The sequence below is a fragment of the Acidiferrobacter thiooxydans genome (assembly GCF_003333315.1).
Taxonomy (GTDB): Bacteria; Pseudomonadota; Gammaproteobacteria; order Acidiferrobacterales; family Acidiferrobacteraceae; genus Acidiferrobacter; species Acidiferrobacter thiooxydans.
This window is the reverse complement of the sequence record NZ_PSYR01000002.1, coordinates 126,964-147,806: the sequence shown is the minus strand read 5'-3', so window position 1 is coordinate 147,806 and position 20,843 is coordinate 126,964. Positions and strand designations below refer to the sequence as shown.

The following is a 20,843-nucleotide window of genomic DNA, read 5'->3' as shown; positions in this document are numbered from 1 at the left end:
TTCGCATCACGGCGTGCGGCGACGCGGTCGGGCGGGCGGTCGCATGGCCGACGAGCCAGCCCCCGACAAACGCGACGACGAATCCCCCGGTCCGCAGCCGTCGCATCCAGCGGCCGCGGGCGCCTGTACGCCCTGGTGCATGGCTGGTCATTTCCCCTCCCCGCCCTGATCCGCGCTCCAATCCACGCCGCGTGCCGGATGTTGATCCCAAAACGAATCCGCCGGACCCGAGACGAACCGCCCGTGCACCAGCCAGTCCAGTACGCGTCCCCACGCCACCCCGGGATCGAACCCCATACGCGCCAGGATCGCGAACAGTATGGTGGCCAGCAAACACACCAGGGCCAGAATCCACGACGTGAAATGCATGATAAAAAAGAGCCAGGGGAAGACCGCGCGCGCATCCACGCCAAACACCTGGGGCGTCAACCCGCCATCCCGCCAGTTCTCCGGGGCCTTATTCATCCCCCTCCCCACCCTTCGCCGCAACAGCCTCCCACAGACCCTCCACGGCGGCGGCGAGGATGGGTGTCTCACACCGCGTATTGGTGATGACCTCGGCCTTGTAATGACTATGGGCGGCCGCCGCCTCGGCCAGCACACGCTTGGCGCGCAGTTTTTCATTGGGCAGGGGCGGGGCCATCTGGTGGAGGGCATACCACAAGGCGCGGTCCGCGGGCTTTAGCCACAGAAACCGCGATGGCGGGATCATGCCCTTGCGACGCCCTTCATTGAGCGCCCGCATCAAGACCGTGGCCGACCACGCATGGTGACGAAAGAGCGAGGCAAAAAACGCCTGATGGTCGGGGTGGGCGATCACCCGATCGACCTCACGGCCCCCTTCGGGTAACACGAACGCGGCAGGCCTCGTGCCCTCCCCTTCCCGAAACCCCCTCGACAAGGTATCGAGCAGACCATCCCCCGCGCGCCCGGGACCATCGCCGTGCACGAACAAGGCACAGACCGCGAGGATCGCCTGTTCATGAAAGAGCAGATCGGCGGCCTCCCGCACGACGCGTCCCAAGGCCGGATGCATGGCCGCTTCCCACTGCGCGCGGCATTCCGGGGTCAACGTCAGGGGAAGGGCTGTCCCCGCCCCCATGAGACGCTCGCAATAGGCACGCGGCGTTTGGGCCTGCGCCCACGGACCGGTGTCGCCCGGCGTTTCCGTCAATCGGCCGGCCCGCATGGCGCAGGCGGCGGGGTAGGCCGACGGGAAGCTCTGGGCGTGCCGCCAGAGCAACTCCTTGAGATCCCAAGCGGCGCGAAACCGCCGGGCGGGATCGTGCCAGAAGAGGCGCACGGCCCACAGCCCCATGAGCGGGGCCAGGACCCAACGCCAGGCCGCGCCCGTCCAGCGCCAGACGACGGTCAATGGCAGCGATCGATAATCCCGGAGAAGCAGAAGGTAGTGCGTGCGGGCACCCGGCAGGTGCAGACGGGTCGCGGCATAGAGCGACCAGGCCGTGACCCGCACCGTCGTGATGCGCACGGTTGCCCACTCGGCGTACACGAAGACGCCTCCTGCCAGCAGCAGCAATGCAAGGAGCGATAGGACCTCTTCGAGCGAAACCGAGGCCCCCGCAACGGTCCCTTTAGTGGCCATCGAGGGCCTCCCATTGGGCCCCAAGGCGCCGCAGGAGCTGGTCGCGGTAGGCGCGCGCCAAAGACGGCGTCATGGAATGATACCAACCGATCGCCCGCCACAGATTGCCGCCTGCCCGCAGGCGCTCGGTTGCCAGGATGCTCCCGGCCACCGCCACGTTCAGGCAGCCGTCGTCGGCCAGCAGGCGGCCGGTGATGCCCAAAGGCCGCAACAGGGGCAACCAGACGCTATTGATCTGCATGGGACCATAATCGGCCGTGCCATTGGTGTCTGGCACGATCTGCCCCGGAGCCCCGCCCTCGTTGGCCCATAGTGCGGGCAGTACCAATGGCGGGAACCCAAAGTGCCGGGAGACCACGGCAAAACAGGCGGGTGTGGGAGCGGTTACCGGAGAGGGACGGGACGGAGCGGCATGAACCAGGCGCGGCGCGGCGCAGGCCGCGATCACGACCATCACCCGCCCGAATGCCACGGATATACGCTCTATTCTATCCTTCGCATGGATCGCCTGTTTTCCGGACATGGCCACGAGGTACCCCCCTAGCGTCCCGTCAGGGGTACGACCTGGCGATCGGCATCCTCCGAACGCACGTCGACCAGGGTCTCGGGATGGATCACCCACGCATAGACGGGGATCATGTCCGGGGGGTTATTCTGAGCCTGCGCGGTCACATGGATCGATTGCGTCGTTCCGGGGAAAACGATCAGATCGAGCGAGGTCCCCAGCCATTCCTCGATCGCCGGCAAGCGGCGCTCGATGTGCGTGGGGCGCAAGGCCTTGATGATCGCCGGCACCGTCAGATTGAGCCGCACGGTATTGCCCGTGGCGTATTTCTGGGGCACCCCCAGGATAGACAGGATGCCCTCGGCCAGCGGCAGCCGCATATGCCGCAGATCCAGCCACCGCCTCCGGGGGTAATCCTCGCGCTCGAATACGACCCGGTAGCGCTCCCCTGTGGTATCGACATAGGTCGCGGTCACCGGAAAGACGCGCTCGCCCCGGGTGGCGGCCAGCCGGGTCTCTTCACCGAACACCGGGCGCGCGAGCCGCCCGAAAAATGCGACCAGCCCGCGTTCCGGCGGGGACCCCACCAACAGGGGGTTACGCACCACCAAGGTCTTGTCCCCCTGATCGACGCCTACAAACCGCATCCCCACGCGCAAGGGGAGCGGCGCCTTTGCCACAGGGGCCTTAGCCACGAGGTTTCCTCCGGTTCGCGGTGCCCTGGGCCTTCGGGGCACGTTTGATGCGCGTCGAGGCGCGGGCGGTTGCCTTCGCGGGGCTCGCGGCCTTCCGGGCCGGGAGGCGATTGCGCTTGCGCTGGGCGCTCGGACGCCACGTCCCCGCATCACTGACGAAGGACAGCTCGCGGATGCGCATCTCCGATTCCGCAAAGGCCTCCAGGTTTTTCAAGGCCTCCGCCGGCCCCCGCACACGGATGTCCTGGGAAATGGCGAACAGGAGACGCGCCATCAACGCGGTGGGCTGGATATAGGGCTGAAAGGCCTGGGTCGGGAACGTGGCGTTGCGCCCGAGAAGCAAGGCAAACCGCCGCTTGCTGACACGCAGGTTGTCTTCGTCACATCCGGCATTGAGCTGCTCGAACACTTCTTTAGGATGCGGCGCGGGCGGGATCAGCTGGCGGGCGATGTCCGGAAACTGCAGGTAGTATCGTACCAGGAGCGCCAGGGCCGGATCGGCCACCGACGTCCGTCCACCCGACGTGGCCACCGTGCGCCGCGCAGCACCCCGTCCGAGACCAATCAGGTAATACAGATCCATGGTGCTCACGCCCAACAGGTTCTGGAGATAATCCAGAACCGCCGGTTTGATCTCCTCGTCAGCGGGCCATGCGGGCGACGAAGGGGCTTTTGTCATGGTGTCGTTCCGGGGTTGTGGTGGCTCGGGCCCTTCGGCAGGAAGGGGGCGCGTATGGTGGTAACGTCATGCCTTCCGGTTCTCACAGGCGTATCCCCTCCTGGGCGATATTCTGGAGCAGGCCGGGATTGGGATAGACCTCCGGGTGCTCCCATTCGTCCAACCACACAGGCAAGGGCGAGATATTGATACCCGTTTCGAGCAGCACGTCGTACGCCACGTCGGCCATCGCCAACGCCGTCGTCAGAAACCGTTGATGCGCACCGCTTAAGAGCACCGCAACATCGGCATCGCTGTCCGGATGGTGCGTACCGCGCGCCCGACTGCCATAGACGATCGCGCCCGCCATCTCGTAGCGACCGGCCATCAAAGCGAGGAAGCGGCGCACGGCTTCCTCCGTATCCGGGTCAAGGTGTCTTTCTGCCATCACACCCTTCCTTGTCGGTGTTTTATGGACATTCTATCCTATACCGAAATCCCTTGCATCCCCCTTTACTGCGGCCCACGGGAAGCGCGCGCTCGGGTCGCGCGCGCGGCCTTCGGGCGGTTCGTCTTCTGGGACTTGGAGGACGGGGGATTGGCAAACGGCTCACCGGGCACCCCGTTGTGATCAGCCAGCAAGGCATGCGGGTGCGCGCGCTCGGAGCAGGCCCAAAAATACACGCCGGCCTTGTTGCGGCTCGCCAGGCGCCGAATCTGCCCGGAACAGCCCGCCACCGAGCAGGGCCGGGTGGGCCCGGCGCCCTGCGAGGGAGAGGGCCTGGCGTGCGCCTTGGGCGAGGACGAATCCCCCGCCACCGACACCCCGGCCGTCACCTGGGACAGCTGGGCCTTGACCATCTGCCGAATCGCGGCCTCGAACCGGGCCGGGTCCAGCTTCCCCTCCGCGATATGACTCAGGGCGTCCTCCCACCGGGCGGTCGTCACGGGATCGGTGAGATCCGCCGGGAGTGCCGCGATCAGGGCGCGGCCCGTGGGTGTCGAGATCAGCTGCTTACCCTTCCGATCGACGAACCCCCGCCTGACCAGGGTTTCCAGCACGTTGGCACGGGTGGCCTCGGTGCCGATGCCGCTCGTCTCTTTCAGCTTGGCTTTGGCGGCGGGATCCGTCACGTATTTGTGGATGTGGCTCATCGCCTCGATGAGGGTGCCGTCCGTGAATCGCGGCGGCGGCTTGGTCTGTTTGGCCCGGACCTCGCCCCGCAACCCTTCGACGGTATCCCCCGCGGCCATGGCGGGCAGTACGGCGGAGGGTTCTCCGGTTTCGTCGGCAAGCGCCCGCCCGGGACGTAACGCCTTCCAGCCGGGGTCCGTCTCCGTGCGACCCGACGCCGTCCACACCTCCCCGCCGACCGACACCGTCACCGCAATGGCCTGATAGCGATGATCCGGCAGAAAGAGCGCCGCATAGGATTGCCAGATCAGGTCGTAGATCTTCCGCTCGGTATCCGACAGCCCGGACGCCTTCTGTCCCGTCGGAATGATGGCGTGATGCGCCGTTACCTTGGCGGTATTCCACGCCGCATGTTTTTGGTGGGGCGCTACACGGCCGCGCAAGGCCTCCGGGATCGGAAGATGGGCCAGAATGGCGGAGGCCTCGCCATGCTGCTCCTCGGGCACGTATCGGCAATCCGTGCGGGGGTAGGTCGTGAGTTTCTTCTCATACAAGGCCTGACAGGCCTCCAGCACCGCGTTGGCACTCAACCCCCATTGAGCGGATGCCGCTTTCTGGAGCGACGACAACGAAAACGGCAGCGGGGCCGACTCCCGACTGTCCTTGCTCTCGTAACGCGCGACCTGCCCCGCCCCCACCGCCTTGCGCGCGATCCCATCGGCGAGCGCCCGGTCGGTCAACCGGCCTTCCTCGTCGAATCCGGCGCCCTCGGTGGAGGCCGGTTTCCACTTCGCCGCAAACATCCCGTTGGGGTGCCGGCAATGGATCAGGACCTCGCAATAATCGCGGGGTTTGAACTGTTCGATCTCCCGATCCCGGCGGACGACCAAGGCCAAGGTGGGCGTCTGCACGCGCCCGACCGACAACAGCCCGCGATTGGCAATGGTCCACGCCCGCGTCAAATTCATGCCCACGAGCCAGTCCGCGCGGGCCCGCGCCTCGGCCGCCTGGCTCAAGGGGTGATACGCACGATTGTCCTTCAATTGCGCAAAGGCCTTCTGGACCGATACGCCATCCAGCGATGCCAGCCACACCCGCTGCACCGATCCCTTGTACCGGCAGTAGTCCAGGATCTCGTCGATCAGCAGCTGTCCCTCCCGATCCGGGTCGCCGGCATTCACCACGAGCGTTGCCTGTTTGAGCAAGTCCTTGATGATCGCGAGCTGGGCCTTGGCCTCTCTTTTGGGATGCTTGACCCATTTCTCCGGGTAGATGGGCAGATCCTCCAAACGCCATACCTTTTTCCCCGTCCGGGGATTGACGGGCACGCCGGCGGGCAGATACGCGTCCGGCTCGTCCTGCTCGAGGATGTGTCCGAAGGCATGGGTGATGGTGTACCCCCGCGCCTCGAACAAGGCCCCGCGACGGGCCCCGCCCAACCCCTCCGCGATCCCCTTGGCCAGTGACGGCTTCTCCGCAATGATCAGTTTCATCCCAAGGCCCTCCGTTCTTCGTGTACCAGTCGCGAGACCACGGACTGCACCTGCCCTCCCGCATGGGTTTGGCAAAGGCTCATCAAAGTCGTCTGGACCTTCGTCCGCACCGCGGGCGTACATCCTTTCAAGAGGCGTTGCGCCGAACCCACCAGTCCTTCCAGGGATCGATCCGACCGCGCGCGCGTCTCCCAGAAGGCGAGATTGTCCGCCCACGACACCGATCCGGGTGTCAGCGTAAAAGCGGCCGCGACCGCCACGATGGCCTGATCCGGCGTCACACGCGCCAACAGATCCTGCACGGCCTCCGACTCCTCCCTGGTCGCCGTGAGCCCCAGGGCATCGACCGTTTGCGCAAGCAACGGTCCCGCCAATCGCAAACCCGCCACCCAGCGCGTAAGCGGCGCGATCCCGGCGGCCTCTATGGCTCCGGGACACAACGGCGTGCCGCGGGGCAGGAACCCGCTTTGCAAGGCTGCCGTGTGGAGCGCCTCCTCCTCGTCATCGAACAGGTCTTTCAGCGTCAGCCACACGTTGCCGAGATAGAATCCAAAAAGGGGCGCGGATCGCTTCAAGGTCTCGCTCACCGTTTTCGACAGGGCCAAACCGGCGAAGAGCGTATGTGACCGATCGATCCCGCGAAGCCACAACAAACCCGGTGTGGGGCGGCCCTTGTGGTCGCGCCCCATGGCCTGGCGGGCGGCCAGGAGGGCCACGCTGGCGCTCAACGCCCCATCCCGTAGAAGATGGGGCGCGTCCGTGGGAATGATCTCCTGATCCTCGGCCTGCCACGCGCCCCGCATCACCTCGACCTTGGCGCCGATCCCAATCAACAGAGCCAGTTCCGGCAAGGCAAACCACTCGCGCAGCCCGACCTTGGCACCCGACCCCAGAACCACGAGTTTCGCGACCCGCTCGGGGAGCTCGACCTGGGCGCGCACCAACAAGGGCTTTTGCAGGGTCAAGAGCTCCTCGCGGGTGATATCGGGCGCCAGCCGCACCGCCCGCCAGTTCCCGCGAGGATAGGCGATGAGGTCGTCGTGATAGCGGACCAGGTGCTGCGCGACCGCCGCGTACGGCAACGCGAAGGCCCGCACCGTGGCCCCCTGAGGAAACCGCTCCGCCGTTTTGGAGAAATACTCCGCCTCATCGGTCACCAGGCGCCGCAAGGCGGTCGTGACCCGGGCCGGCGGGCCACTGCGGGCCGCGCTCAGGACCTGCTTCACATAGGACGCGCATCCGAGCGGCACCTGGGTTACCAGGGGCACGCGGGCGGCAAAGAGTGCCGCCCAGGTGGCCGCGGATTCCGGATCGCGTGCCAGGGCAAAGGTCTTGCTCACACCCCGATCCCGCGCCTCGGCCGCCGTGAGGACCACCATGTCGATTCCCCACCCCTCGAGGATCTGGGCCATATGGGGACCAAAGGTGTTTTCGGCGAGGAACCGCGACGGGAGCGACAAGGTACTCAGCACCCGGTCATCGGCATTGGTCCACCAGATGATGTCGGGCGCGGTGAGGAGCCCACTGAAAGACTCCACGCGCACGGCCTCCGATCCGGCGAGCGCCGCCCATCCGGCCACCGCGCGATTATCGGGATGGTCGAGCAGCAAGGCGCCGACGCGCGCCGTCACGGAACCTCCGCGAGAAACCGCGTGACGCGCCCGGGCGTCCAGCGGGTGGCGAGCGCCTGGGACCAGTGACGCAGGGCATTGCGATACGCGGCCGCCTCGAGATGGGGGACCAGAAGCAATTGCGAGAGTCCCGCCTGCAGGCGCTGCGCGCGCCCCGCGTCCTGCTTCTGCAGGGCCTCCCGCAAGGCGTTGGCAATCGCCGCCCCATCGGCCCAGGCCTGATAGTCCGGATGCGCCATGCGCGTCACGCCCTGATCGATCCAGTCGCGCACGGCAGTGGCCGCCGATTGGCACAGCGGATCCGCCTGAAAGCTTTCCGCCCACATAAGGAGCAAGAGGCGATGCAGGGCGCGTTGGGTCAGGCCCCGTGCGGGCACGAAAAACCCCCGTCCTTGCACATGCGCCAGCCCAAAATGGAAGACCGCATGGCAGAAGGGGCAGACGGTCACGAGGTTCCCGAGATCGTTGTTACCATGATCGTTATCCCGGTGATGGATCTCGAAATACCCGGTGCGCCCGGACTGCGCCTGGGTCATCAGACCACAGCCCTGGCACACCCCCTGGTCGCGCTCGAAGGCCAGGAGCCGCACGGCCTGAAAGGCGCGGTCCGCCTGATCGTGATCCGGATCCTCCTCACGGAAGGCCCCGGGCTTCACGGAGAGCACGAGCTCGATCATCAGGTATAAATGGCGTTCACGAACATCATCAGCGCCACGCCGATCGAGGCCAGCAGTGCGCCGGCGGCAATGTGCTTCATCGCCGCAACGTGATGGTTTTCGCCCTGCGAGCGCTCCTTGGTGAACTTGATGATCCCGGTCATCATCAAGACGATGCCCAACAACGTCGCCACATCGATCACCACGCCCTTGACAAGCAGGATCGTCGTATCGGCACCGGTCAACGCCGTATTGAGATTCACGCCACCGCCCGGCGTCACGCCCGAGCTGCCGACTCCCCCATAACCCCCACCGCCGTACGAGCCCCCGCCGAAGCTGTAGGCGAATGCCGCCGGCGCCCACATCCAAAAACCCACCAGCGTCAGAACGTGACGCACGTGTTTCTTCATCGTCTTCATGGACCCCTCCTCAGGGAAAAATGGACTGCGTTTGGCTCCCGCTCACAAGAAACTGGCCGTCAGCGACGCCAGTGTCGCCCCGATATTGGCGGCCAGGGCCCCGGCCACCACGAAAGTGAGGCCCGTCCAGAAGGGATGGCGATCCTGACCACCCCCGTCGGCCACCGAACGCCAGACGTAGAGACCGCGAATGAAGGCAAACCAACCCAGCAAGACGATCAGATTGGTGAGCGCCTCCTGCACGGCCTGCGCCATCGGCACGCCGGTGCTGATCGGCGAAACCGAGCCATACCCGTTGAACGTCGGACCGAAAAACGAGTGCGAGACCATGGCCATGGACATCGCAATCGATGACAGCATCGCGCCGAAATAGATCTCGCCGATCACCCCACCCCACGAATCCCGGCCACCGGACTGACCGACGCGGGTCGCTTTGACGAGGGCGTGCATCACGAGAACAAGACCCACCAGCCCACAGGCATCCGGCACGAGGCGCAGAATCGAATCGGCGATATTGCCGATCGCGATCCACACGGTGGCGCTCGAAGCCGGGCCCGTATAAGCAGAAATCGTCATGGGTCCTCAGGGTCCCGCCTCACGGAGATGGACTCCGTTGCTCAGGATCAGTAGCGGGGGGTTGGCCTGTATGGAGCGCACGGCCAGCGTGGGCGTCCCCGGGATCGGGTTGCCCCGAAAGATCCGCACCAGCGCGCCGTTGGGTAGCTCGATCCAGGCCGTGTGACCGATGATGCCGACCAGCTGCACGGGGGGCACCACGGGCTTTGGCTTGGGTTTGGGTTTTGGCGGCGCCGGGGGACGGACCGTGACGTGCGGCGCATGGTGGACGAGCCACGTCAGGTGCGCGATCTCCCGGCCCTGCCGGGCGATCACCGCGGCATCGCGCAGCGATGTCGTCTGCTCTTTCTGGATCGCCACGGCAAGCGCGCTTTCTTTCTGGGTGATCTGCCCCACAAGAAATTTGATCCCCTGAAACGAGCGCTCGAGCCGGGCCAGTTGACTTGCTATCGAATGAGACGAGACCGGCACCGACACGGAGGGACCCTCGGACCGACTGGGGGCAGAAAGGGACCCTGCCGCGGCGGCGCCCGGCACCGCCGTTTCGGTGTTCTGCGGTGAAGGAGTCGAGTTCGGCGCCGCGGCCGGTGTGCCGGACGCCGCCGCCAGTGACAGTGGCGGTGCCGGCTGAACGCGGATCCCCGCGGCGCCCGGGGGTTCCACCGGTGTTGTGAGCGAGCGAGGGGGCGGCGCCGGAGTCGTGACACCAGGCGGCGCTGGCAGCGGTTGGGCCAGGGGTTCGCGTGGCGGCTGGACGCTTTTCAGGAAAGCCACCGCCCCAACACCCGCCAACAGCGTCACGGCACCGACAACGGCCGCCACCAGGGGCCAAGACGAACGACGCGGCCTGGCGCTTGCCGGCTCCTGTGTGAGACCCTGGGTATCCGACTCCCGCCCCTGCTCACCACCCTCCTCCGCCCCCCGCTCTTCCTCGATCGCCTGGGGCGGAACGGTCCTCTTTGGGGGCATCGGCGCGGTCGGCGCGGGCGAGGCCTGCGCTATGGATGCCGCCGCCTTGGGTGCCGCAGTTCGCGCGATCGTTATCGAAATCGGGGGGCCGGCCGGCGGACGGGTTGGCGCCGGCCGCTGGGGCTCCTGGAGTTCGAGGCGCCGATCCTCGAGGCCCATCTCCCCGTCTTCGCCTGCGGGGCTCCCGGATTCGGTGCCTCCAAAACGTGGGGGCGGCACCTCACCCGCTGGCGCCGCCCCCTCCAAGGCTTCCCCATCGAGATCCGGGTTGTACGAGTCCGCAAACCCCGCGATATCGATACGATCCCCTTCTTCGTCTTCATCTGGGCGCTTGGCGCCCAAAGTCTGCCACGGGTCTGCGCTCATACTCTCACCAGTCCGGGTATATACAGCGTGTTATATCCTATGCCATAGACGATAGTCAAGGAATGGCGCGTCCTTATATACCACATCCGCGGCAGGCGGCGGGGCAACGGGGGGATCAGCGGAAAGGGATGGGGATCGTAAGGCTCGGGACATGCGGGATTCGGGCCCACACACCACTTCTCGCGCTGCTCTTCTCAGTTGTAGGCGATCGCCAAGACCCGCGTCTTTTTGGATGATGGGCGCACGCAATTCTGTTCCCGCCAAAGGCAAGGGGGTTTGCGGCTATAAGAGGGTCCCTGCTCGGCAGAAGCAGTTCATATGCGCATGGCGGCAGGGCCAGTCGTCTTTCTTCCTGTCGTTTTTTCATCAGAAGCACCGGTAAGAGAGAGCAACGAGCGCGGGGAACAGGTGGGCAAAGCCCTGGGGTTCAGGACCTTTGCGGAAGGTTCTGCAAAGGGGACTGGCGGCCGTTTTGCCGCCTAAACGGATATTCGACCAAATGGTCGCATATCACCCTACGCCCAATGCTTCAGAATGTCTGGCGATACTTGATTTTCAAGAGAAATCTTGTTTATGCCGCAAGCCGCGCAGTTGTTATATGCGGCAATGGGTCGGCAAATTGTTAGTTGGGCAGTCCCAGATACCGCAGCGCCCCGTGTTGTAGGACGGGCCAACCGACTACTAAAATGGCACAGACTGATAAATTCGTTCTTATTGAGCCGGAACACTGGCTGTTCCAGCCGCATGGCGATGTTATGACCACCAAAGCCAGAGCAGATGATACTACTTACGGTTCGTTACGGCTGCGCGACAGGTGGCTTTGGTTGGGGGTCGGGCGTAGGTGGTTTATTCGGGTACTTCCCGCCGAGTCCGAGGCTCATCGAGCGGTAACCGGCCTGTCGCGGATATGGGACTGCGGCTATCGCGCATAGTATTCAATACATGCTTGTGCTGATGTGACAAAACGCGGATCGCGCCCAAGACACGAGGAGTGAAATTGGCATGCTTGTGTATGCAAACTCATTGACGCTGCATGGCCAGGATGCTGAGAATGCCGTATGTCGCGCAATCGGCGGCTGGCTCAAAGAACAGCTCGGCTTTGGTCTTAGGCCAGATCAGCTTCGGAGTGATGGCACTTTTGAGGGATACCGTGGTGTCGCACGGTCGTGGCTGACTATTCGTGCGGCGACAGAAGGAGAACCAAGGCTTTACGCATGGCTGATAAAGCACGCTGGTGAGCGAGGTAGCGGTCGACAGTGGATCGTCGAGATCGGCATGAAATGCGCCCCTAATTTGGTCGATGTTTCCTGCGCAGTTAGGACTGACGAAGTGAGCACACTCGTAGCAGGTGCAGTCAGCGCTTCACAGCCCCGTGTAATTAGGTACATCGCAAGCAACGTTGCAGCGTCACCTAATGCCGAATTCGCCAGTAATACTCCTGGTCGTGCAATCAAGTGCGTAGGGCCCGATAAAGACACTTATAGAGGCCTGCGCGCTGACATCGAACGGACCGATCGGGGTTATCCTATTGTGCTTGTCAGTCCAACGCGAAGTGGGGACTTTCTTGTAAATGACCGGCACCTTCAAGAGGAGATGATCGGCCTGGCGCAGGTCGTACGTATCGCCCCCGACTTTAACAGCTACGAAATGGAGGAGGTTCTTGGTCATTCATGGTCGGCGTGGGCTGGTGCTGTTAACGTCATCTATACGCCTATGCCCAATGGTTTCATCAAGAACCAATTGGCGCGTAGCGAGTTGCTGGAAGAATGGGGCGATAATCAGCATGAACGTATCTCGGGACTTCTCAGCCTCGTTACGCACAACACCAATGTTCCGCAGCTTCGACAGCAAATCCGTTCCGACGGTGTTGTTGCGCTAGCAGTACGGCGCAGATTGCAAAGTGCACGACAAAGGAGAAACGATCTTGATGTAGAAGATTTAAGGATTGAGTTAGAGGAAGCGTCTCGAATAGCCGAACAGCAAGAAGAAATGTATCAGTATGCTCAGGACGAAAATTTGAGCCTTGAAGCCGAGATCGAATCTCTGAACTCGACTGTCGATGGCCTGAAACGGGAACTGAACAAGAAAAGCACCGATATCGATGCCCTCCGCGCCCACCTAGCAAATTCTGGCGGTGGCGGGCGATTTAGTGGGGCAGAACGCCTCTTGGCGTTTGTCACAAGAAGCAATGCACCCACGCCTGCCGAATGCCTAGAACTCATAGAAGAGACTTTTGGAGATAGGTGTGTTGTATTGGATTGCGCTAAACAGAGTGCGCTTGAATCGAGCAAGTTCTTGTATGGACGGCGGTTGCTAGACATGCTCAGGATTCTGGTTACCGACTATAGGAACATGCTTATTGAGCGTGGTGACAGTGAAGCGAGAAAGCTTTTTGGAAAGAATGACTTTGCTGCAACTGAGTCGGAGGGTGTTCTTGGAAGCAAAACAATGCGGCGATATCGCACATTCGATTATCGTAGCGTGCCTGTGGAAATGTTCCGTCACCTGAAGATTAACGTCGAAGACGACGTGACTAAGACCATTCGAGTTCATTTTCACTGGGACGCGGAGAGGACGTTAATTGTGGTTGGGTATTGCGGAAAACACCTCCCGGTACCCAGCCATTGACCGCGCAGCGGGAGTGCTTGCTTCCAAGTCCACTCGCGCCATTTGCCTGTGGTGGCGCGAACGATCACTCAGGGTCGGGAGCTGACCATTGCAACTCCAACTGGTAGGGGTGCTTTAGCCGAGGACCAGACGTTAAAAGGAGTAGCTTGCTCAACCGCCATCAGTGTTTAGACCTTGAAAGAGATAAATTCATCAAAATCAGAGGGCATAATGGCGTGCTGTCGGCGTGAATTGCCACTACCGCGAATTCTTCCTCCCAAACTACTCCTGGGAATTTGGTTTAGCACTCTGAAACGATTCCGCCGAATTGATCTCGTCAAGGGCCTCCTGCCATGTGGCGCGCAGCCTGAGGGGAATCGCGAGCATCAAGTTCAGGTCTTGGCCGAAACTCTCGACCGCATAACCGGCCTTGCAGGTAATCGGGAACGCCCGATCGGGACTCAACCCGTAGTGTTCGGCCACCTTCTCGTGATAGAGGCCCGTGGCATTGAATCCCCACACGGGCCGACCGAGCGCAGTGGCAAAGCCCACCTCGAAGACCGTTCCTGAGTCCGGCTCCGACCCGCGAAAACACTGAAGGTTGGCGATGACCGCATCCGCCTGTCGGATCAGCCTGGTATTGCACCGATAGATGTCCGCCGGGCCATCATCGGGCTCGCTCTTCGGAAAGATGGGTGTGATGCCGCGCTCGACGGCATACTGGGTGATCTCCTGGCGGAACGTATCCCAATGAGGCGCAAAGACATCGGGGCCGGCGACATAGACCTGGATATTGGGTCTACTCATGACGCGAATCCCCGTCAACCGCTCCCTGCGCCAAAAAGGCACGGAGTGCCGGCGCGCTCAGATAGCCCACGTGCCGGCGGCCGTGGTAGACGAAGGTCGGCGTGGCCGCCGTCCCGTGGCTGGAGGCAAAAAAGGCCGCGGTATTGCTCTCCACCGCCGCCAAGGCCACGGGGGCCACGGTGACGCCTTGCACGGGCAACCCCCCCTGCTCCGTCGTCTCATGAAAGTCGCGCTCATCCTGTGCCCAGGCTCGTCCGGGATCCGGCGCACTCAGGATCTCGGCCGCCCGCACACGCGCCGTGGCGGGGTCGACGATCGCCACCGGCACGATGCGCACACGCAATGTGCCCGCCGCAATGCGGGGGGCCAGAACGCGCACCCAGTCCCGGTGACAAAAGGCGCAGTTCGGGTCGGCGACCATCGTCAACGTCGGTCCTGCCGTCCCAAGCAGCAGGCCCGCCGAGGCGTGGGTGGGAAAAAGAAAACGCTGGGGCGAAATCGCCTGCTGCGCCAATAGGGACAAATTGCGCCCTTTGGCATCGAATACCGCACCCAGAAAGACGTAGCGGCCATTCGTCCACGCCACCGACCCGCTGGGCGACAAGACCAGGCCGGTCAGCCCGTCCGGTCCTGCAAAGGTCCGCTTGATACCGGCCTGGCCCCGGGACGCCTCCTGGACCAGACGGGCAAGCGCCATGCGTGAACGCCGGCCCGCCCCATGGCCCGCAAGAGCGGGGCGTGATGCGGGCTGGGTCGGTGCCAACCACCAACCGACGGTGCCCGCGGCCACCACCAGCACGCCGAAGATCGCGAAGATCTTCGTCGCGACATTGAGAATTCTGCTTACGCCCTGCATTGGCATAGGTCACCCGCCTGCGTCATGAGGAACTGTTCGTTTCATGGGTGCGCCCTCTCGTCTCGTGAGCGCCCCCGCTAAAGCGACGGCTTCGGTCCATCCGGTTCACTCTCGGCCGCTCGCGAAAGCTTGTCTGTCAAGACGGGGGCTACCAGAAACAGGAGCTCGCGGATTTCCGCACCTGCGTGCGCCGGCGACGTCGAGGACGCCGGTATCGACTCGACAAGGTCCTGGCATACCTGGTCCAGGGCCGCCTCGACCCGCGCCAACGTCCGCTCCCTTTCCGTGGGGCCAAACGGAATCCGCGTCAGCATGTGGGAGAGATCGCCCGTCTCGAGATCCCACAGTTCGGCGCACCCCCGATCGAGCGTGAGATGAGACGCGGCTCCCAAGCAGTCCCGAACGCGATCGATGAAGTCATGCGAAACCGGGCCGCTGGTCTGTAGGGTCAGGGTCGCACCGGCGGGAGACTGCGACCACGCGACCTCGCATTGGTCCATCAGGAGCGGTTCCCTCCCAAACGTCTCTCCGATCGCCCAGGGGTGGCCGAAGTACTGAAGAAGAGGCTGGACCGCACGATGGACGGCGCGCGCATCCGTGTCTTTCGGAAAACGCATGGTCAGATGGAGCTGGTGCTCATAACTCATTCACAACCTCCCGCGGAGACAGGCCGCTTGCGACTCAAGAATCCTTGCCAGGCGTCCGCGCCGCACTCTTGCGCCAACCACCAGTCGTCCCACCGCTCGACCCATTCGACGATGTAGCGGGCATGACCCTCATCGCGAATGGCATGGCCCAAAGACCGCAACACCGCGCGCGCCCCGACGTCCGCACGCGCCCGATGAAGGAGGTGCCCGGAGGCCTTCACGAAATCCGCCTGCACCAGGGCCCACCGGCCCAAACCATCGGCGCCGGCCCCCACGTCATCGATCGCCAAGGAAAACCCCTCTTCCCGTAATCCTTGAAAAACGCCCCCGGCCCGGGCGAGACGTCGGGCTCCCGCCGGCCGTTCGACCCACTCCAATACGACCCGATCGCGAAAAGGACAGCGGCGCACCAGCCCCTGGATCATCGGGTCCAGAATCTGATCGGAGAAAAAATTGATGAACACCAATCCCGAACATCGCAGGACATGGACCGGCAGGATCTGTTCGAACACGACGCGATACCACCGCTGCCAATTGCCCTGCGGCCGCCATACCCGCGGCGCCTGGACGGCACCGCGTAAGAGTTCCCGACCCAATAGCCGTTCGCCGGCCCAATCGGAGGGAAACGCAACGATCGCCTCGGCGCGATAGGGCACCACCTTACCGGACCCCACCCACACGGAGGCTCGCCAGGACCGACCGTTCCCGGTGGCGCTCGGCCATGGCCAGGCGCGCCGCCTCGATGCTCTCGATGCGTTCGCTGATACGCAACTGGCGATCCTGCATCATGAGCGACTGCGCCAGCATGAAGGTCAGGGAGCGCAACAGCCCGGTCTGCGTCGCCCCCGACTCCGCGTTGTACCAGAGCGGGTTCTCGAATCGTGCCTGCGCCAGCCATTTCAGCATGACGTCCGACGAGACCCCTTCGCTCTTGGCCGATTGGATCTTGCCTTTGAGATAGACCCCGGAAGGGCTGCTGTCCTTGGCGATCGTCTGGGCCCATGATTGCAGCGCGGGGCTTGCGGTGCGCCAGCGCACCGTTTGGCGGAGGGTCCCCTGCGCCAGCGACATACGGGCCTGGGCCGCGAGCACGGCCGCCTGCCACGTGGCACCCCCGGATCCTTGCGTGAGACTGGCGGGGGGCGTCCCGATCGGCGAGGGGTTGGTAATCTCTCCGGTGTAGATCGCCGCCAACTGCGCGGGGGTGAGCGCCGGACGAGTGGAGGAAGACGAGGCGCCGGCTGTCGACGGCGAGACGGGCGGGGCCGGATGGAACAAGGCCGCCGCCTGGAAGGCGGCCCCTTTGGTCTGTTGGCTCACGGCCTGATTGTACGCAGCGCTGGCCGCGATCGTCGTCGTCTTCGTGATGCGCGCGGACTTGGCCGCCGCGACGTCCACGGGAACCCCCTGATTCCAGTTCGCCAAAGCGGCGCTGGTCGATGCGGAGGCGGCATTCACCTGGGCCGCCCCCACCAGACTCTGCTGCGCAGCCTCGGTCTGCAGGCAGGCCGCGGGAGGCGGCTGAAGGCCGGACTGCATCTGATAGAGGCGCATGATATTGGCCGCCGAGCGGGACTGGCGCACGGCGCTCGCCAGGGCCGTGGTCTCCTGTTGGGCGGTCTGGACGTTGGTCTTCATGAGGGCCTTGATGGCATTCGTAATGTTGCTGCCCGCCGACACAATGTTGTGGTCGATCTCCACCAGACTGCGCTCGAGGGTGGTCGTTTCGGTCGTGATGGCGGTCACGATCTGGGTCGCGATCAACGCGCGCTGCGCCACAGCCGAACCGTAGGTCGCCCAGGCCGGGGCGGTGCTGGCCACAAAAAGGGCCAGCGAGCCGATGGCCCTGCGCTTCCACCGCCAAGGCGCGGCCATCAGAATCCCCCTCCGCTACCCGAAAAGAGATTGCCGCCGACGGACCCCGTCGATCCGCCGATCTGGCCACCCTGATTCAGGGTTCCCGAACCCCCATAGCCGCTCGTTCCCGATCCGTACTGCCCCGTGTTGACGTTGGCCAGGTTGCCAGCAAGCGGCACACCCCACCCCATGTTGGCGCTGGGCAGATTGCTGCCGACGGCGCTATTCCATTCGGTCTGCGCCGCGGAGCACGCCATGTTTTCCAACGAAGAGGTGATATTGCTGATCAGGGCCGACATGCCGATGTAATTCATCGAGAAGTTCATGCCGAGCAGGTTGCTCAAGCACGCCCCGATGCCCGAGGGCTTCGTGATCTGGCTATTGGCGTAGCGCGCCGCATTCAGGGCGGCGTTATAAGCGTTTTTGGCCGCGGTCACGTTGTTCTGGCACGCGGCCGGCAATGTCTGCGACGAGGCCCCGGCCGCGGGCGCGGTGGCCGCCGACACCCTGACGCCGGCAGAGAGCATCCACAATCCGCTCAGCAGGATGAGCGCGGCTCCCGTACCGCTTTTTGGGGTCCCCCTAACCATCGCCGCCGCCCTCCGTCTCGTTGTCATCCGCCAACGTCGTGAGCGCCATGGCCACATCGAGCCGTGATGCCGACGTCAGGGAATCGAGCAGCTCCGCCGCATTGGACAACTGCCCCAGCATGGCGCGCGCCAAAAACACGCGGCCTGCTTCCCGATGCAACGGCTGGTCGCTGCGTTGGGCAAGCGCATCCGCTCGCAGAACCCAGGGGGCGGACAGGGCATTCAGGCTGTCTGCGACGAGCGAGGCCTGATCCCAGGGCAGATGCCGCAGGGCCCGCACTACGGCATCCTGCAGCGTCTCGCCCGACAGAACCCCGGATCGCACGACGAGTTGGGACAACACGCGGCGGCGCGCCTGATCACCCAGTACCCAGTGCTCGGCCCGATTCACGGCACCGCCCCGAAACAGGATGGCGGCGAGGCCGGTTTCGCCCGGCGCGCCACGGCCATGGCATCCCGAACCGTCTCGCGGGTCTGATCTACGGTCCAGGGACGGATCCGGGATCCCCCGCAGATCTCGCGCACCCCATGGATGTCCGTGCGCTTCACCCCCAGCACCTGCGCCCAATCCTGGGCGGCGCGCGGCATCAGATCCCGCATCTCCACGGCGCAGACGGCCCGGTCGGCGCGGCGCACAAGGGGCGATGGGACCTTGGGCAAACCCAGGACCTGTGCGGTCATGAGCCGCCAGGATTCCTCGATGACCTGGTAATCCGGCAGCAGACTCTTCAGGGGAGACGCGACGTCGCCCACGTAGGCCTCGTGCAGATCGTGGTACAGGGCCTCCGCAAACAGATCCGCAGAATCCGTGAGACGGGCGACGAAGCAGGCCACCAGCACGCTGTGCTGGGCCACGCTATAGGCCCCGGCATGGCCTGTAAAACGCGTGATGTAGAGCAAGGATTCCATCATGGCTTCCGGTTTGATGTCCGCCACGCACGGACGCCTCAAGTCCACCATGCGGCCACAACGGGTATAAATACGGGTGTCCATGTCAGCTGCCTTGCGCGCGGTGCGGGCTGGGAGGGTTGGGGACGACGTGATTGCCCTGAAAGGCCACCAGCGATACGGGGGCCACGAAGGGTTCGGCCGGTTCGCGATCGGCCGTCAACGCCGCGATGTCTTCCGGGCGGATCGGCACCACAACCGCGGGTTGGCGGCGCAGGAACTGGACGATCGCCCGCGGCTCCCGATGGGATGCCGCCTCCTCGACCCGCGTGTCCAACGACACCCCGGTCCGCTCCTGCACCAAGTCGGTCCACGTCTCGATCGCCGCAAGGCCGCGTAACACCGTATCGCCCTGCAGGGACCATCCCAGGATCGACTCCATGCGCCGTATGCGCCGAGCGATCTCCGAACGCAGAAACAGCGCGGCATCCGCGCAGTCGAGGCGCCCCGAGGGTCCTTCGAAAAAGACGTTCAGGCCCTCCAGATAGGATGAGGCTAGGAGGTCACTCAGCCATGTCGTCTCCGTCACACTGGCCCCCCTCTATTGCGCTGCAGCCAGCGGCGAATACGCACATGTGCGAACGCCCGTAGGGCCAACGCCATGGCGAAGATCCCGGACCCCACGACGCCCTCCTCGGGCCATGCCCGATGGAACGCCCACACACACGTCCCGGTTGCGACCAAGGCCATGGATGCCCAGAGGACCGCCAACAAGGCCTGGCGCGCCAGCGCCCGCTGCCAGTCGGCGGCCGTCCACCCGGGTGTGGACGGGGGAGCCCACGAGAGTGAGTCGCGCAAGGCCACGAAAGCCCGCCTGATCCCCCCTTGACGCGCTTGTCGACCGATACGCAGGGCATCCCGGCCCCATTCCCGAATGGACTCCTCGGCCGCCATCGGTCGCGCGAAGGCGGCGCCAATCACGGACGCCCAATAGGATCCATACGCCCGCACAGCGCGTTTTGTGCGTTGGAACACGCTTACCTCCTCCTCTGCCGATCGGGCCCCCGATGCGGCCTCCCGATTTCTGAACCGCCCTGCCAATGTCTGGTATACTCAATATATTATATCCTCTTGTCGATCAACTACAAACAGGGAAACCCATGGCTAAATATGTCGTGACCTATACCTTGCCGTATGAACACGTCGTGCGGGTTGGCATCGAGGCCGACACCGCCCAGGCTGCCCAGACTATCGCCGAGTCCGCCTTCAACGACGGCGTCCTTTGGGATAACACGCCCACCATGCCTTTGCTGATGGACGAGTTCGAGGAAACGGGCGACGCCGGCGTGCCCGTCCTCTTTCAAGCGACCCCCGTGACGGAGTGGCCGGTACCCGATAATTCGGTCTCGAAGGCCCTGCATGACAAAACCGCCCACGACGTCGCGCGCCAACTGATCGAGCTCTATCAGCAAGCGCGGGAACGTAACGAGGCCTTTATCAGCCGCGATCGGCTCTTTGATCTCTACCAACTGGCGCTGAGCGCGGGCACGGCCCTGGGCGCGAGGTGCGAATCCGCCGAGACGGAGGTGATGGGCGTGTCACGCCAGCCCGGCTTCAGGGTATCGACAGGAAGTAACACCAATATCCCCCAAACACGACCCGGGCCCGAGCTTTTAGCCTCATCTGACAGGCTGCATAGGAATACATGTGTCAGGCCTATTCCGCAGGCCAGCAACTACATGTCATCTATGGCGCTGTGACACACGCCATCCTCAAGGTTCACTATTCTATAAACCTCTGCGATATCTTGACGGGAAGATAGTTAGACAATGGGGTAATACCATTCATCGGTCTAATTGGGATAGCGCGCTCTCATAATTTA

The 20,843-nt window shown here is 64.0% G+C and carries 24 protein-coding genes; 2 read left to right on the top strand and 22 right to left on the bottom strand.

The window, feature by feature from the left end:
• Positions 1 to 147: 147 nt before the first annotated feature.
• From icmT to C4900_RS07770, 12 genes are all read right to left on the bottom strand, one after another.
• A complete protein-coding gene (gene icmT, locus C4900_RS07825) occupies positions 148 to 465 on the bottom strand; it encodes an IcmT/TraK family protein (protein ID WP_114282897.1) in 318 nt (105 codons plus the stop codon).
• Entirely contained in the window at positions 458 to 1,606 is a 1,149-nt protein-coding gene (locus tag C4900_RS07820) for a secretion/conjugation apparatus DotM-related subunit (protein ID WP_114282896.1), read from the bottom strand. Before C4900_RS07820 ends, icmT begins: the two co-directional genes overlap by 8 nt.
• Positions 1,596 to 2,135: a lytic transglycosylase domain-containing protein gene (locus tag C4900_RS07815; protein ID WP_211306831.1), complete on the bottom strand. Its 540-nt coding sequence runs from the start codon at positions 2,133 to 2,135 to the stop codon at positions 1,596 to 1,598. The genes C4900_RS07820 and C4900_RS07815 overlap by 11 nt, the downstream gene beginning before the upstream one ends.
• Positions 2,136 to 2,146: 11 nt before the next feature.
• A complete protein-coding gene (locus C4900_RS07810) occupies positions 2,147 to 2,806 on the bottom strand; it encodes a hypothetical protein (protein ID WP_147267160.1) in 660 nt (219 codons plus the stop codon).
• The gene (locus C4900_RS07805; RefSeq protein ID WP_141689433.1) at positions 2,799 to 3,485 is read right to left on the bottom strand and encodes a hypothetical protein; all 687 of its coding nucleotides are present in this window, start codon (positions 3,483 to 3,485) and stop codon (positions 2,799 to 2,801) included. Before C4900_RS07805 ends, C4900_RS07810 begins: the two co-directional genes overlap by 8 nt.
• An 82-nt stretch (positions 3,486 to 3,567) precedes the next feature.
• Positions 3,568 to 3,912 carry a nucleotidyltransferase domain-containing protein gene (locus tag C4900_RS07800; protein ID WP_065972244.1) on the bottom strand — a complete coding sequence of 115 codons (345 nt, stop codon included), beginning with the start codon at positions 3,910 to 3,912 and terminating at the stop codon, positions 3,568 to 3,570.
• 65 nt (positions 3,913 to 3,977) lie between these two features.
• A complete protein-coding gene (locus C4900_RS07795) occupies positions 3,978 to 6,092 on the bottom strand; it encodes a DNA topoisomerase 3 (RefSeq protein ID WP_114282894.1) in 2,115 nt (704 codons plus the stop codon).
• Positions 6,089 to 7,723 carry a hypothetical protein gene (locus C4900_RS07790; RefSeq protein ID WP_065969727.1) on the bottom strand — a complete coding sequence of 545 codons (1,635 nt, stop codon included), beginning with the start codon at positions 7,721 to 7,723 and terminating at the stop codon, positions 6,089 to 6,091. Before C4900_RS07790 ends, C4900_RS07795 begins: the two co-directional genes overlap by 4 nt.
• Positions 7,720 to 8,388, bottom strand: coding sequence for an HNH endonuclease signature motif containing protein (locus C4900_RS07785; protein ID WP_147267159.1), 669 nt, complete (start codon positions 8,386 to 8,388; stop codon positions 7,720 to 7,722). The genes C4900_RS07790 and C4900_RS07785 overlap by 4 nt, the downstream gene beginning before the upstream one ends.
• Before the next feature lie 11 nt (positions 8,389 to 8,399).
• On the bottom strand, positions 8,400 to 8,798 hold the full coding sequence (locus tag C4900_RS07780) for a hypothetical protein (protein ID WP_114282893.1): 399 nt from the start codon (positions 8,796 to 8,798) through the stop codon (positions 8,400 to 8,402).
• 42 nt (positions 8,799 to 8,840) lie between these two features.
• Positions 8,841 to 9,374, bottom strand: coding sequence for a hypothetical protein (locus C4900_RS07775; RefSeq protein WP_114282892.1), 534 nt, complete (start codon positions 9,372 to 9,374; stop codon positions 8,841 to 8,843).
• Between the two features lie 6 nt (positions 9,375 to 9,380).
• A complete protein-coding gene (locus C4900_RS07770; RefSeq protein WP_065972352.1) occupies positions 9,381 to 10,709 on the bottom strand; it encodes a hypothetical protein in 1,329 nt (442 codons plus the stop codon).
• A 1,002-nt stretch (positions 10,710 to 11,711) separates the two neighbouring features.
• Here C4900_RS07770 and C4900_RS15845 point away from each other — a divergent pair.
• Positions 11,712 to 13,337 (top strand): hypothetical protein, encoded by a 1,626-nt coding sequence (locus C4900_RS15845; protein WP_141689447.1) that lies wholly within the window; start codon positions 11,712 to 11,714, stop codon positions 13,335 to 13,337.
• A 261-nt stretch (positions 13,338 to 13,598) separates the two neighbouring features.
• Here the strand turns inward: C4900_RS15845 and C4900_RS07755 are convergent, their stop codons facing one another.
• The 10 genes from C4900_RS07755 to C4900_RS07715 all read right to left on the bottom strand — a co-directional run bounded on the left by C4900_RS07755 (position 13,599) and on the right by C4900_RS07715 (position 19,996).
• Positions 13,599 to 14,123, bottom strand: a complete 525-nt coding sequence (locus tag C4900_RS07755; RefSeq protein ID WP_065972355.1) for a nucleoside 2-deoxyribosyltransferase — start codon at positions 14,121 to 14,123, stop codon at positions 13,599 to 13,601.
• A complete protein-coding gene (locus C4900_RS07750) occupies positions 14,116 to 14,985 on the bottom strand; it encodes a thioredoxin domain-containing protein (RefSeq protein WP_114282890.1) in 870 nt (289 codons plus the stop codon). Before C4900_RS07750 ends, C4900_RS07755 begins: the two co-directional genes overlap by 8 nt.
• Positions 14,986 to 15,056: 71 nt before the next feature.
• Entirely contained in the window at positions 15,057 to 15,626 is a 570-nt protein-coding gene (locus C4900_RS07745) for a hypothetical protein (RefSeq protein WP_065972357.1), read from the bottom strand.
• Positions 15,623 to 16,300 (bottom strand): EAL domain-containing protein, encoded by a 678-nt coding sequence (locus C4900_RS07740; protein ID WP_065972358.1) that lies wholly within the window; start codon positions 16,298 to 16,300, stop codon positions 15,623 to 15,625. The genes C4900_RS07745 and C4900_RS07740 overlap by 4 nt, the downstream gene beginning before the upstream one ends.
• A complete protein-coding gene (locus C4900_RS15840; RefSeq protein WP_065972359.1) occupies positions 16,287 to 17,501 on the bottom strand; it encodes a type 2 periplasmic-binding domain-containing protein in 1,215 nt (404 codons plus the stop codon). Before C4900_RS15840 ends, C4900_RS07740 begins: the two co-directional genes overlap by 14 nt.
• Entirely contained in the window at positions 17,501 to 18,073 is a 573-nt protein-coding gene (locus C4900_RS07735; RefSeq protein WP_141689448.1) for a hypothetical protein, read from the bottom strand. Before C4900_RS07735 ends, C4900_RS15840 begins: the two co-directional genes overlap by 1 nt.
• On the bottom strand, positions 18,066 to 18,464 hold the full coding sequence (locus C4900_RS07730) for a hypothetical protein (protein WP_065972361.1): 399 nt from the start codon (positions 18,462 to 18,464) through the stop codon (positions 18,066 to 18,068). The genes C4900_RS07735 and C4900_RS07730 overlap by 8 nt, the downstream gene beginning before the upstream one ends.
• Complete coding sequence (locus C4900_RS07725; protein ID WP_141689449.1) at positions 18,461 to 19,009, bottom strand: HD family hydrolase; 549 nt, start codon at positions 19,007 to 19,009, stop codon at positions 18,461 to 18,463. The genes C4900_RS07730 and C4900_RS07725 overlap by 4 nt, the downstream gene beginning before the upstream one ends.
• Positions 19,010 to 19,067: 58 nt before the next feature.
• Positions 19,068 to 19,550: a hypothetical protein gene (locus C4900_RS07720; protein WP_065972363.1), complete on the bottom strand. Its 483-nt coding sequence runs from the start codon at positions 19,548 to 19,550 to the stop codon at positions 19,068 to 19,070.
• Positions 19,547 to 19,996 (bottom strand): hypothetical protein, encoded by a 450-nt coding sequence (locus C4900_RS07715; RefSeq protein WP_141689450.1) that lies wholly within the window; start codon positions 19,994 to 19,996, stop codon positions 19,547 to 19,549. The genes C4900_RS07720 and C4900_RS07715 overlap by 4 nt, the downstream gene beginning before the upstream one ends.
• Before the next feature lie 125 nt (positions 19,997 to 20,121).
• On the opposite strand from C4900_RS07715, the gene C4900_RS07710 reads away from it, so the two are divergent.
• Positions 20,122 to 20,721 (top strand): hypothetical protein, encoded by a 600-nt coding sequence (locus C4900_RS07710; RefSeq protein WP_065972365.1) that lies wholly within the window; start codon positions 20,122 to 20,124, stop codon positions 20,719 to 20,721.
• The last annotated feature ends 122 nt before the right edge of the window (positions 20,722 to 20,843 follow it).